This is a genomic window from Paenibacillus sp. ATY16 (assembly GCF_003399985.2).
In the GTDB taxonomy this organism is placed as follows: Bacteria; Bacillota; Bacilli; order Paenibacillales; family Paenibacillaceae; genus Pristimantibacillus; species Pristimantibacillus glycanilyticus.
In genome coordinates this window covers 402,879-415,192 of the sequence record NZ_NMOK02000052.1, presented here as the reverse complement: position 1 = coordinate 415,192, position 12,314 = coordinate 402,879, and the positions used below count along the sequence as shown (strand labels likewise).

General features: G+C 51.6%; 11 protein-coding genes. 4 read left to right on the top strand and 7 right to left on the bottom strand.

Annotated elements, in window-relative coordinates; translation table 11 throughout:
- The first annotated feature begins 51 nt into the window (after positions 1-51).
- Positions 52-312: a hypothetical protein gene (locus tag CFI03_RS27660; protein WP_248762169.1), complete on the top strand. Its 261-nt coding sequence runs from the start codon at positions 52-54 to the stop codon at positions 310-312.
- Here the strand turns inward: CFI03_RS27660 and sda are convergent.
- From sda to CFI03_RS27645, 3 genes are all read right to left on the bottom strand, one after another.
- Entirely contained in the window at positions 298-441 is a 144-nt protein-coding gene (gene sda, locus CFI03_RS27655) for a sporulation histidine kinase inhibitor Sda (protein WP_127493166.1), read from the bottom strand. The genes CFI03_RS27660 and sda overlap by 15 nt on opposite strands.
- A 328-nt stretch (positions 442-769) precedes the next feature.
- On the bottom strand, positions 770-1,441 hold the full coding sequence (locus CFI03_RS27650; protein ID WP_127493168.1) for a YheC/YheD family protein: 672 nt from the start codon (positions 1,439-1,441) through the stop codon (positions 770-772).
- A 113-nt stretch (positions 1,442-1,554) separates the two neighbouring features.
- A complete protein-coding gene (locus CFI03_RS27645) occupies positions 1,555-3,714 on the bottom strand; it encodes a DNA topoisomerase III (RefSeq protein ID WP_248762160.1) in 2,160 nt (719 codons plus the stop codon).
- 172 nt (positions 3,715-3,886) lie between these two features.
- Here CFI03_RS27645 and CFI03_RS27640 point away from each other — a divergent pair, with 172 nt between their 5' ends.
- Complete coding sequence (locus CFI03_RS27640; protein WP_248762153.1) at positions 3,887-5,038, top strand: metallophosphoesterase; 1,152 nt, start codon at positions 3,887-3,889, stop codon at positions 5,036-5,038.
- A 93-nt stretch (positions 5,039-5,131) separates the two neighbouring features.
- Positions 5,132-6,076, top strand: a complete 945-nt coding sequence (locus tag CFI03_RS27635; protein WP_248762138.1) for a coiled-coil domain-containing protein — start codon at positions 5,132-5,134, stop codon at positions 6,074-6,076.
- Between the two features lie 27 nt (positions 6,077-6,103).
- Here CFI03_RS27635 and CFI03_RS27630 read toward each other — a convergent pair whose 3' ends face one another.
- The 4 genes from CFI03_RS27630 to CFI03_RS27615 form a co-directional block, all read right to left on the bottom strand.
- Complete coding sequence (locus CFI03_RS27630) at positions 6,104-8,032, bottom strand: ABC transporter permease (protein ID WP_248762136.1); 1,929 nt, start codon at positions 8,030-8,032, stop codon at positions 6,104-6,106.
- On the bottom strand, positions 8,007-8,783 hold the full coding sequence (locus tag CFI03_RS27625; protein WP_201007987.1) for an ABC transporter ATP-binding protein: 777 nt from the start codon (positions 8,781-8,783) through the stop codon (positions 8,007-8,009). Before CFI03_RS27625 ends, CFI03_RS27630 begins: the two co-directional genes overlap by 26 nt.
- A gap of 145 nt (positions 8,784-8,928) precedes the next feature.
- A complete protein-coding gene (locus tag CFI03_RS27620) occupies positions 8,929-9,987 on the bottom strand; it encodes a sensor histidine kinase (RefSeq protein ID WP_248762128.1) in 1,059 nt (352 codons plus the stop codon).
- Positions 9,984-10,706: a response regulator transcription factor gene (locus tag CFI03_RS27615; RefSeq protein WP_127495560.1), complete on the bottom strand. Its 723-nt coding sequence runs from the start codon at positions 10,704-10,706 to the stop codon at positions 9,984-9,986. Before CFI03_RS27615 ends, CFI03_RS27620 begins: the two co-directional genes overlap by 4 nt.
- 248 nt (positions 10,707-10,954) lie before the next feature.
- On the opposite strand from CFI03_RS27615, the gene CFI03_RS27610 reads away from it, so the two are divergent.
- Complete coding sequence (locus tag CFI03_RS27610) at positions 10,955-12,286, top strand: TolB family protein (RefSeq protein WP_248762112.1); 1,332 nt, start codon at positions 10,955-10,957, stop codon at positions 12,284-12,286.
- Positions 12,287-12,314 lie beyond the last annotated feature (28 nt).

Here is a 12,314-nt window from a genome sequence, read left to right as displayed (position 1 = left end):
GGCGTTTCATTCAAGTGCAGGCAATCTGCACGAGCCAAGGAGGATACCCTTATGTTTTGTCCTGTATGCAATGGCATGCAGCCGCTGGATGCAGCTTGCTCCAATTGTGGCCAAGCGATGGAAGATTGGGGCCGAATGACGGACTGGATTGGTCCTTATGCACCTTATGTGCCACTTGAGACGGAAATGACTTTATGGAATCAATCGGCCGATAATAGAAACTGCTTGCATATTGTATACTGCTCGTCCTGCGAACGGACGGTTGAGGCTGCCGTTACGGAAATAGGGAGTACACCTTTAAATAGCGTTTGAGGCGGCAGCCTTGTTGAGTTGTCTTCGCTTCATCTCGAGCAGAAGCATTCGGATGAAGTCGTCTTCCAGCTTGTACTGAATAGCGGCAAGGTAGGTGTCTTCCAGCAGCTCGTCTGACAGCAGATCCATACCTGGACACTTCCTTTCTTCCTAAAGTTTCCTGAGCTGTCCCCATCGTAACATGCCATTTTCCCTACAACAATGGCCCCCATTATACACATATCCTTGTGGACAGGCTGTGTATGAGATGTGAATACAAGTCGAAAAATGAGGATTTAACGCAGTGGATGATGTGGATACTTTTATACACAGCCTTTTTTTACCAAGTCGCGATAAAAAACTTTAATCGAAATTCCTTGCCCCATTAATGGAATATATTGAAATTACGTGCATAAGCTTGTAGTTTTCCCGTGAAAAAAAACAAACCCGAAAGGGTTTATGATCGGCCTTTTCCTTCTTATTGCGGCCTCGTATTCACTTCGAAGATCCATATCTTGCCGTTAACGTCGATGCCGTAATCAAACCCTAACTGCCCAACGCCAGGGAACCTTTCCTCCAGTATTCGCGTTGATGCAACGGTCAGATCGCGCATTTTTTGCTTTTTCGCCCCCACCAGAGACGGAGATAAGGATCTGCGGATTCCCTCTGCCGCCGTAACCATCGTGCCGCCTTGGCACAGGTTCGTGACAAACAGACCCGGCTTTGCAATTCTCCCCACCATGGAGCGATATTCCCAGCCTGTTTCCGTCTTTACATATTTTACCCGGTAATCAATCGGACGAGCGCCAACCTTGGCAAGACGGATGCCCTTTTGAATCAGATAAGGACGATTTTTGCGTTTCTTGTCGAGTGCGGATTTGAGAGCTTCAAAGCTGGCATAAGAATGCGTTGTCGAATGAGAGGTAAAGCTGTAGCCCGAGCTTGTCTTCGATACCTTAATAACGCCGTGTCCTCCCGTGCCGATAACCGGCTTAATGACAACCATTTGATGCTTGCCGAGCATGCTTCTTAAGTTGCCGGCATTGTATAGCTTTGTTGGCGGAATATGCGGGGCAATAAACGGATCGGCGAGCAGCGCCGCCTGCTTAGCCCATTTATCGGGGACTGGCCGGCCAAGTTGTTCTTCCATGCTATCAATCTCCTTTCCTATTAATAGCATATGAAGGACGAACGGTTGTCTCTTGGATGATTGTCCGAGCAAAAAAGAGGGAGTACCGTTCTTCACGGCACTCCCTCTTCCGGTTATTCCTTATCTTGTTTGTTCATCGCGGCTTTCAGCGCATCGGCGAGACTATTGGACAGCGATACATTATCGCTGTACTGCTCGATCATCTTCTTCTGCTGATGCTTATTGATCCTTCCGCCCTGCTTGTCGCCCAGCATCTCGATCACGTTGCATGGTCTGCACTGCGCGTACTTGCCTGCCTTGCCGCTATGAATTTCCATCTTCTTATGGCATTGCGGGCAGCGCTTATTGGACAACGCAGGCTCTGCCTGGCGGCGGTAGCTGCACTCCCGGTCGGAGCAGACCAGCGACTTGCCGCGCTTGCCCTTCACTTCCATCAGCAGCTTGCCGCATTCCGGGCAGCGCGAATGGGTCAAGTTATGCGGCTTGTATTCCTTCGTCTCATTCTTAACCGCCGTAACCCATTTGTCCGCCTGCTCCCGGATTCCGGCCATGAACCGCTTCGCGTCACCCTGGCCATGCGCGATAAGCTCAAGCTCCCGCTCCCACTTGGCCGTCAGCTCCGGGCTGCGCAGCTCGTCAACAACCAGCTCGATCAGCTGCTTGCCTTTGCTCGTCGGAACCAGGCGGTTCTGGGTACGCTCAATGGTATCGGTCGAAAGAAGCTTCTCGATAATATCCGCGCGGGTAGCCGGCGTGCCAAGTCCATGCTTCTCCATTTTCGAGAGCAACGAGGCCTCCGTATAACGCGCCGGAGGAAGCGTGCGCAGCTCCTTCAAGCGGCTCTGCTTCACCGGAACAGCTTGTCCTTGGACAAGCTCCGGCAGCAGCTGCTCCGGCGTGCTCTTGTCCTCGCCGCGCCCGCTCTCCTCCTCGTCGTCCTCGTCTGCGGCAAGTCTCGCGTCACTGCCGCCGTACAGCTCTTTCCAGCCGATATCCTTCTGGACTTTGCCTTTCGCGTACAGCTTGTCTTGGCCAACCGTCAGCACGACGCTTGTCTCGTCGTACGTATACGGCGGGTAAAACAACGCGATAAAACGGCGCACGATCAGATCGTACAGCTTGCGTTCATCGTTGCTGAGAGCCGATAAATTCACGTATTCGTCGGTCGGAATAATCGCATGGTGATCGCTCACTTTGCTGTCGTCCACGAACCGTTTCGTGACGGTCAGCTGACCCCGGAGCAGCTTGCGGGCAAGCGGCGCATACGGCCCTACCGCAACGCTCTCCAGGCGTCCTTTAAGCGTTGGCACGATATCGCTCGACAAATAACGAGAGTCCGTACGCGGGTAAGTAACGAGCTTATGCTGCTCGTACAGCTTCTGCAGGACGTTCGACGTCATTTTCGCCGAAAAACCAAGCCGTTTGTTCGCTTCCCGCTGCAGCTCCGTCAAATCGAAAGCTTGCGGATGAGGCTCGGACTTCTGGGTTGTGCGAAGCTTGTCAACCTTGGCATTTTTTCCTTGCAGGCGTGAAGCCACTGCTTCAGCTTCGCTTCTGTCCCACACTCTGCCGTCATGATTGTCATTCTGGCGCCACATCGCCTGGAAAGCGCCCAGATCCGCCGATACCGTCCAATAAGGCTGCGATTGAAATTGGTTAATCTCTTTCTCCCGGTCGATCAGCGCGCCAAGCGTTGGCGTCTGCACGCGGCCGGCAGCAAGCTGGGCATTGTATTTCACCGTAAGCGCGCGAGTGACATTAAGTCCGATCAGCCAGTCCGCCTCCGCCCGGCAGACGGCCGATGCGTACAAGTTATCGTATTGCCGGCCCGGCTTAAGCGCCTTAAAGCCATCCTTGATCGCTTTGTCCGTCTGGGACGAAATCCACAGCCGCTTGAACGGCTTGCGCCAGTGAACAAGCTCCATAATCCATCTGGCTACAAGCTCGCCTTCCCGCCCGGCATCGGTTGCGATAATAAGCTCGCCGATATCCGGTCGTTTGCACAGCTGCGCTACCGCCTTATATTGATGCGACGTCTCGCGCATGACCTTCAGGTTCATTTTACCCGGAAGCAGAGGAAGATCCTCCAGATTCCATGTCTTGTATTTCGGATCGTAATCCTCCGGCTCCGCAAGCGTCACCAGATGGCCAAGCGCCCAAGTGACTACGTACTCGGGGCCTTCCATATAGCTTTTATTTTTGCTGCCGCAGCCGAGAACGCGCGCAATTTCTTTTGCGACGCTTGGCTTTTCCGCAAGCACTAACGATTTCATTATTGAATCCCTCTCCCTGCCGTAAAATCATTGTACAAGTATACTAGAAAAAAGGCGGCGAGACCAATGCCAAGCGCTAAATCCGCCTTATTTTACCCGGCAATTCCTGGTGTGATATAGTAGGTTCACAAGTTTAACGAAACCTATATGCGCCAAGTAAGGAGATGTCCAAGTGAAAGCTAGATTTATTCCCGTTATTACCGTCTTCCTCCTTGTATTTGCCTTGTTGAACTGGTACATCGGCTGGAATGGCTGGGTGTACCTGTCCACGCTGTTTAACCTGGAGCAAGCCTGGCCGTATGGCATTATCGTTGGCATCCTCTCCTTCGCCTGGCTTGCCGGACGGTTTGGACAGCATTCGGCGTCGCCGGTGCGCCAAGTTGCTTATTTCCTGAAATACGTTGGCTCCTACTGGTTTGCCGTCATGGAGTACGGTCTACTCATCCTGCCTCTGGCGGATCTGGCCATTTGGCTGCTGACGCTTGCTTCCGTCCCCTACAAAACAGCCGTTGCTTCCGTAGGCACAATTGCCTTCGTTCTCTTGGCCTCGATCCTTATTCGGGGAGCTTGGAACGCCTGGACTCCGATTGTCCGCAATTATGACCTGACCATTCCGAAGCAGGCCGGCGATATCCGGAAGCTCCGGATCGGGGTTGCCTCCGATATCCATCTGGGCACGGTTGTCGGCAACAAGCATCTTGGCCGCCTCGTCAGCCACATGGAGCAAATGAAGCCGGATTTGATTCTGCTTCCCGGCGACGTTATTGACGACAGCATTGATCCTTTTATCAAGCGCAATATGGCCGCTACCATGAGCAAGCTGAAGGCGCCGCTTGGCGTCTATGCCGTGCTGGGCAACCACGAATATATCGGCGGACACATTCAGGAATACATCGCCCAGATGAAGGCGATTGGCATTCGCGTATTGCTAGACGAAAACATCCTGGTCCAGGACAGCTTCTATATCGTGGGACGCAAAGACCTGGCGGCGCGGCATAGCGATCCGGAAGGCCGTCTGCCGATCAGCGAGCTGATTGCCGATCTGGATAAGGCCCGCCCGCTCATTATGATGGATCACCAGCCTTCCGATCTGGAGCAAGCGGCCGTAAACGGCATCGACCTCTCCTTATCCGGCCATACCCATCGCGGGCAAATGGCGCCTAACCATCTCATCACCCGCCGTATCTTCGAGCTGGATTGGGGCTATAAGCTGAAGGGCAGTCTGCACGCCATTGTCTCCTCGGGCTTTGGCTCCTGGGGACCGCCAATCCGTCTTGGCAGCCGTTCCGAGATTATTCAGATTGATCTAACGTTCCAGCCGTAACCATATATCCGTCGCCAAGGAATGAAACTTAATGGTCCCCGCCCTCGTATAGAGTTTCAATTATCACCCTATTCCAGGAGGGAATTCCTGCTTATGACAAATTCTTTGTTTGATCGTTTGACGGAAGCAAAGGAACGCAAATACGAGCTTGATAGAGCCATTCGAAGACAGAGTCAATTCCGCTCCCGATTAAACGAATTGGAACGGCAAATTATCCGTCTGGAGCTTGATTTGGAATTCGAACAGGCGGATGTCGATAAGCTTACTCGAATGACTCTGACGAATCTGTTTCATACGCTGCTGCGCAGCAAGGACGAACAGCTGGAGATGGAGCGTCAGCAGGCGGTCGCCGCAGCTCTCAAGCTATCGGAAGCCAAGCAGGAACGTGACAAGCTGAAGGAAGAAATTATGCAGACCGGAACGGTCATTAGCGCGAATCTCGGCGCCGAACAGGATTATTACGAGCTGCTAAAGGAGCAGGAACATTTCCTGAGAAGCACGCCGGACAAAGCCTCGGAGCTGCTAACCATGGAAAGCGAGATTGCGGCTCAGCAGGTTACCGTACGCGAGCTGAACGAAGCTTTTACCGCGGGCAGACGGGTGCTTGCCTCGCTTGAGCCGGCTATCGAAAGTCTCGACAAAGCGATTAATTGGGGCAATTGGGATACCTGGGGCAACGGAGGGCTGATTTCCACCCATATTAAACACGAGCATATCGATGATGCCAAGGCCTCCATCGCAGCGGCTAATCATGAGCTGAAGAGCTTCCGGGATGAGCTGGCGGATCTGCAGCACAGCCTGAATATCCATGTCGATATCAGCGGCCTGCTGAAGTTCGGGGACTATTGGTTCGACGGCCTGATTACGGACTGGATCGTTCAGAAACGGATCAAAGAGACTCAGGACCGCACCTGCGAAGCCGCGCATGAAGTCAGAACGGTCTTAAAAAAACTGCAGGCGGAGTATACATCCGCGGAAGCAGCGCTCAGCGGATTAAAAACAAAACGTATCTCGTGGCTGGAGCAGCAGCAATCTTAATTGAAGAATAAAAAAAACGGCCGGCGCCTAAGCGCTGGCCGTTCCTCTATTCAATCCTTTGGAGTAACTCATGCTCGCGAGCAGGAAGTAGATCGTCTGCATGACGACAAAGATGCCGATAATCACAAACGAATACAGCCACACGCTGGATTCCATCAATCCGTCCAGCGCCTTCATCGCAAACAGCGCATGAATGGTGCCAACGAGGCAGGGCAGATAAAAAATGATGGCGATCTGAGTCACCGTTATTTTTCTAATCTCCTGCCTTGTCATGCCAATCCGTTTCAACGCGTTGAACTGCGCCTGATCCTCCTGCAGCTCCGTGAACATCTTAAAGTAAATCAAGCTGCCCGATGCGATAAAGAACAACAGACTGATAAACAACCCGATAAACAGGGTAAGTGAGCTTGTTTCCTTCATGTTGGCAAAGTTATCTGCGCGATTGCGGCTGACCTGCCCTTCGAGATCTTCCTTCACTTGCAGCTTCTTAATGGCTGGACCCGCGCTTTCCCAGTCCTTCACTTCGTAGCCGTACCAGACAAGCTGATCGCTCTCCGGCACACCTGCGAGAAGCTGCTTATAGTCGCTGTCTGCCACAATAATGGTCATCCAGTTGAAATCCGTCTGGTTCATTACGCTATCCGAGTGATCCGCCGATACGGGGAAATCAATCGTCGTGTCCTTTACCTTCCCCTGAATCCTTTCAATCGGAGGGCTGAAGGATCCGGGCATAGCTACCATCCCCGGCTTCAAATGAAGCTTCTTCTTCCCTTGCGCTTCCGCCAGGCGGTTATAATCCGACTCCGAGATCATCATGGTATCCGGATTATAATCGATATTGTTCCCGTTGCTCCGTGTTAGCTTAATATCGGTTACGCTTGCTCCGGCGACAATTTTCTCATCCGTAACCGGGTGCCCCGCTTCGCGAAGATGGGTCTTCAGCTCTTCCGGATCAATCACCTTGTGACTTTGAAGCCCTTTCTCCATTACGGCCATAGCATAAGGATAGAACTGGAAAATCTGTTGTTTGGCGCTGATCTGCATCAAATAAAACGTACCGGATGCGGTCAGAATAACCGCGCTCATAATTGAGACCATAAACAGAATACGAGCGTTATCCTTCAGCTTGTAGCCAAGCTGCGACAGAACTACCATATTCGTACGGTTATAGAAGAACGTATGGCGCCTCTGCAGGAAACGAATAAGCAGCACGCTGAACTGCGTAAACAGAAAATAAGTTCCGACCGTCACCGTCACCAGGATAAGAAGCGACAAATATAAGAAGTTAAACGAATCTAACATAACCGCCATCGTGTATCCTGCGCCAAGGGATACAAGCGCCAGCGCAACAAGCCAAGGCGAGTACAGCAGCGTCCCTTTTGGCTTGCGGCCGGCCTTAAAGAGCTCGATCAGCTCGGCTTTGCCGATCCGAAGCGAGGTAAGGACCGCGATCGCGACAAACAGAACAAAAAATCCAAGCCCCGTCATTCCGACCGCCTTCAGGGGCGCGGCAAACGGGATCGGGTCCGTGACCTTCAAGAACACCGATAAAGCCATAAAGAACAGCTTACTGAACAGCATGCCTAGTCCGATTCCGACGCCAATGGACAAAATGGCCAAGGCAATGCTTTCATAAATAACGAGCTTTCTCAGTTGCGCTTTGGTCATCCCGAATAAGGACAATAATCCAAATTCCTGCTTCCTTGTTTTAAGAAAAGCCGAGTTGGAGTACAGGACAAACAGGAAGGAGAAGATCCCGATAATGTACAGGCAGAACAACATCCCTCTTCTTACCTTCGCCGCCTGCTCAATATGCCCGTTTACTACGTCCGGATGAAAAATAAACGACGAATACATATAGAAGATCAGTACGGAAAATACGCAGCTTAGGAAAAAGGCGCTGTAGGAACGCCAATTTCCTTTCATATTGCTAAGCGCGAGCGAACGGAACGTCATCGAAATTACCTCCCAGTACACTCAAAGAATCCAGAATCTGCTGGAAGAACGCCTGACGGTTCGTTCCTCTCCGGATCTCGCTGAACAGCTTGCCGTCCTTGATAAAGACAATGCGTTTGCAATAGCTTGCCGAGAACGGATCATGCGTTACCATCAGAACCGTCGCGCCAAGGCGCTCGTTCATATCCTTCAGCGCGTCCATTACATCCTTCGCCGCTTTGGAATCGAGATTGCCGGTGAGCTCGTCGGCAAGCACCAGCGCGGGCTGATGAATGATTGCCCGGGCAATAGCGGCACGCTGCTTCTGTCCGCCGGACACCTCATAGGTCCGCTTGTCCAGAATTTGATGGATATTCAGCATAATCGCAAGCGGCTTCAGCTTCTCTTCAATAACACGCGGCGCTACGCCTTCCAGCACCAGCGGCAAAATAATGTTTTCCTTAATCGTCATCGTGTCCAGAAGGTTAAAGTCCTGAAACACAAACCCCAGCTCCCTACGGCGGAACAACGCCAGCTTCTTGTCGCTCAGCTTGCCGGGCTGTATGCCGTTAATCTCCAGCTCGCCGGATGTAGGACGGTCAATCGTGGCCAGGAGGTTGAGAAGCGTTGTTTTCCCGCTGCCGGAAGGCCCCATGACGCCAACAAACTCTCCCGCTTCAATATTGAGATCGATATCCTCAAGTGCCCGATAGGACATATTCCCTTTTGAGTGATAAATCTTTCCAATTCCTTTCGTACGCAATACACTCATCGTAACTGCCTCCCCAAGACTTTCTCATTTGTTTTGATTATGGACTCAGTATAGCTCCATCAGCCCTTATCAACCCATCGATTTACCTTTCAATTGGAGGCTATGAACCTTACGATTTTGTCATGTTTCGATCGCATTTGCGTATTTAACGCAACAAATGGATCCCTTCAGGGCGAAACGCAACCGTAACCTTCGTACCGGAACCAACCTCTGATTCGGCATGCAGCTCAAGACCGAGATTGCCGCATACCTTCTTCGCCAAGTAAAGCCCCATCCCCGTTGACTCCTCAACCGCACGTCCATTCTCTCCGGTGAAAAACGGATCGAAAATCCTTGGCAGGTCATGCGCCTCAATTCCGATTCCTTCATCTATAACAGACAGCCTGACGGCACTTGAATCGGGCTCCTTCTCAATGCTGACAATCAGCTTCTTCGAGCCCGGCTTGCGCTTTGAATATTTAATTGCATTGCCGATCAGCTGGTTCAAAATAAACGTCAGCCATTTCTCGTCGGTCTCCACCACCGCTTCCCCGTCAATTCTCGGGAATATAGCATGCCGGATGCACAGCTGCTTATGCGCGTTTATTACGCTGCGGGCCGCTTCATGCAGGGGAACCGAACGGGGATGCAGATCAAATTCGATCTTGTCGAGCCTCGCCGTATGCAGCATCATATCGAGTCCCCTTGTCATTCTGCCGGTCTCCTCGCGGATGCTTTGCAGTCTTTCCGTATGGGCAGGCGGAGCATCCCGTTCCTGCAGCGCCTCCTGGACAAGCAGATCGATAACCGACACCGGAGTCTTCATATGATGCACCCATTGCAGGACGAAATGATTATGCTGCTCCTGCTGCCGGCGGTATTGGCTAAGCTCGGTCAAGTATGCGCCGTATTGCGCGGCCAATAGCTTTTGCACGGCAATCTGTTCATTGGTGATCCCGGAAGTAATCACCATCGAAGCCTTGAGCTCCGTTCCGTGTTCAATCGCATCCCGAAGCTGCTTATAGTAGCTGCGCTGACGAAGGAAGTCAACGGCTAGTCCAATAACCAGCAGGAAGCCCGCAAGCTCGGCGTAATAATAGACAAGGCCCGCGTCCGCTCTCTCATAACGAAGCTTATCGAGAGAAAACATCGCGCAAGCCAGAATGGAGCCTAACAGATAGGTTGCGATTAGAACTTTACGGTCCCAGAGATAAGCACGAATCATGCTTGAGCCTCCCGCAAGGCGTCGGCGCTCAGCCGGTAACCTTGTCCGCGTACCGTCTCAATCGCTTTTATAATGCCGATTTCTTCGAGCTTCTTGCGCAGCCGGGTTACATTAACGGTCAGCGTATTATCATCCACAAACTGAACATCATCCCATAACGCCTCGAGCAGCTGCTCTCTTGCCACGATTTCATCCGGTTTCTTCATAAAAGCTTCGGCCAGCAGCCGTTCGTTCTTCGTCAGCTCGGTCCGCTCTCCCTGCCATTCCAGCTCGTTGCGGCTAAGATTAAGGCGCAGCCCGTACAATTCGAGCTCCGAGGATGCCGCTGCCGAAGCGGCGGAAGCCGCGGCATATTCCCCGTAAGCCCGGCGCAGAGCTCCCTTTACCTTCGCGAGCAGCAGATCAAGATGGATAGGCTTGGAAAGATAGTCGTCCCCGCCGTTTTCGATAGCCATCACCTGATCCATCTCCCCTTCGCGGGCTGATATAAACAGAATCGGGACGTTAGACCTTGTCCGAATCTGTCTGCACCAATAAAAGCCGTCGAAATAAGGCAGATTGATGTCCAGCAGCACAAGATGCGGATCATAGGACGCAAACTCCCCCAGCAAATCCTTGAACTGAGCAGCCCTTTCCGCTTCGAACCCGTATTTCTCCATCGTTGATTTCAGTATAGCTCCTATTTTGTCATCGTCCTCGATGATAAATATCCGATACATTCCGACATTCCTCCTCTTGTCATTTTTAGGATAGCAATTTCGACATTCCCTATCAACTTAGGTCTTTCTTCACAAAATCATTACAATTTCTAAATAATGGGATAATAATCCGCTGTTAGACTAGCTTTGAAATCGAAATAGTTCCGACGCGGCTTGACGGGGGGAGAAATCAAGGCCATTCATACATACCGGCGTAGTGCCGTCGGACCTAGCAACTATTCGAAAATAAGAAAGGTGACGAACTACAAATGAAAAAAGCAGTAGTCATTTCCGTGCTCGCAACAGCAATTGGAGCAGCAGCCGTTACACCAGTAATGGCGCAATCGGCCGTACAAACGGCACAAGCGGTTCAAGTCGGTTCCATTACCGTCTCCATCAACGGCAATTCCGTCGCAATCCGCACGATTGACGCGCAAGGCGTAACGCTCGCTTCCGTTCGCGACCTGGCGAAAGCTCTTGAAGCTTCCCTGAACGTTACAGGCAGCACCATTACCGTTCAATTGAACCACAATGTTGTTAAGCTGAGCGATGCCGTGACTGTAAACGGTACAGCATTCGTTGAACCGGTAAGCTTCCTTGGCAAACTGGGCGTAGGCTACTCCAACGGCAACATCACTTCGGTCAAATTCCTCGAGAATGTCGATCAAGTGACATGGGTAAACGCTTCGAAGCTGATCGCATCGATTTCTGGCGAGAACGGCCGCGAAGATTACCTGGTTGACGCTGCGACAGGAAAAAATGAACTGCTGCTTACTTCGTCGGATACATCCGAGCTGATCGTATCCCCGGACGGTTCGAAAGCCGCTTATTCCGAAGAAGACGGCACGGTTAACGTTATCGATCTAAGCACGAAACAATCGACAAAAGTAAGCACGGATACTTCGATTAAAAACGAAATGGTATTCTCGGCTGACGGAAGCTCGATCTTCTTCTTCCAAGGCGACAAAAACTCCGTTATCTGCAAGCTCAGCCTGGCTGACGGCAGCGTAACGAAAGTTCTGGAAGATAAAGTCGACTACAAAGCTAACCTTACGGTATCCGCTGACGGCACTAAAGTGGCTTACTTCCAAATCAAACAGCCTGTTGTTAAAAATGACGCTACGGATGTAAGCAAGGACGATGTTACGATTGACCCAACAGGTACGGAAACGCAAGCTTTCTTCTACGACTCGGCTAAAGGCGACAACAAACCGGTGCAACTGACGAAAGACGCAAGCGACAAAGCGTTCCTGGAACTGTCCGCCGACGGTTCGAAAGCTTACTACGTAAGCATCAATGACGATAACACGGGCAGCGTTGCTTCTGTAAACACGGCTTCTCTTGAAGCGGCATCCGTCTACAGCGCTGAAGACGTGTTCCAAATGAACCAAGCTGACGGAAAATTGATCGTCTTGACCGCAAAAGGCGATGCAAACAGCATCAGCGCCATCGATCCTGCAACAGGTACGGCAAGCAAGCTGTACAGCGTATCGGATGCGGTATCCGAGCTGATCGTATCCGGCAAAGGCGATATCGCCGCAATCAGCAACGACCAGCTGGCTGTTCCGGTTAACGGCAAATTCACAACGATTACTCGCTAATCGGCAAAAACTTAACATCTTTTTAGGA

Bases quoted from the DNA above. Each gene is read 5' to 3' on its own strand.
- CFI03_RS27650 (WP_127493168.1), bottom strand. From the start codon at position 1,441: ATGGAAGAACAACTTGGCCGGCCAGTCCCCGATAAATGGGCTAAGCAG.
- CFI03_RS27610 (WP_248762112.1), top strand. From the start codon at position 10,955: ATGAAAAAAGCAGTAGTCATTTCCGTGCTCGCAACAGCAATTGGAGCA.
- CFI03_RS27615 (WP_127495560.1), bottom strand. From the start codon at position 10,706: ATGTATCGGATATTTATCATCGAGGACGATGACAAAATAGGAGCTATA.
- CFI03_RS27660 (WP_248762169.1), top strand. From the start codon at position 52: ATGTTTTGTCCTGTATGCAATGGCATGCAGCCGCTGGATGCAGCTTGC.
- CFI03_RS27635 (WP_248762138.1), top strand. From the start codon at position 5,132: ATGACAAATTCTTTGTTTGATCGTTTGACGGAAGCAAAGGAACGCAAA.
- CFI03_RS27630 (WP_248762136.1), bottom strand. From the start codon at position 8,032: ATGACGTTCCGTTCGCTCGCGCTTAGCAATATGAAAGGAAATTGGCGT.
- CFI03_RS27645 (WP_248762160.1), bottom strand. From the start codon at position 3,714: ATGAAATCGTTAGTGCTTGCGGAAAAGCCAAGCGTCGCAAAAGAAATT.
- CFI03_RS27620 (WP_248762128.1), bottom strand. From the start codon at position 9,987: ATGATTCGTGCTTATCTCTGGGACCGTAAAGTTCTAATCGCAACCTAT.
- CFI03_RS27625 (WP_201007987.1), bottom strand. From the start codon at position 8,783: ATGAGTGTATTGCGTACGAAAGGAATTGGAAAGATTTATCACTCAAAA.
- sda (WP_127493166.1), bottom strand. From the start codon at position 441: ATGGATCTGCTGTCAGACGAGCTGCTGGAAGACACCTACCTTGCCGCT.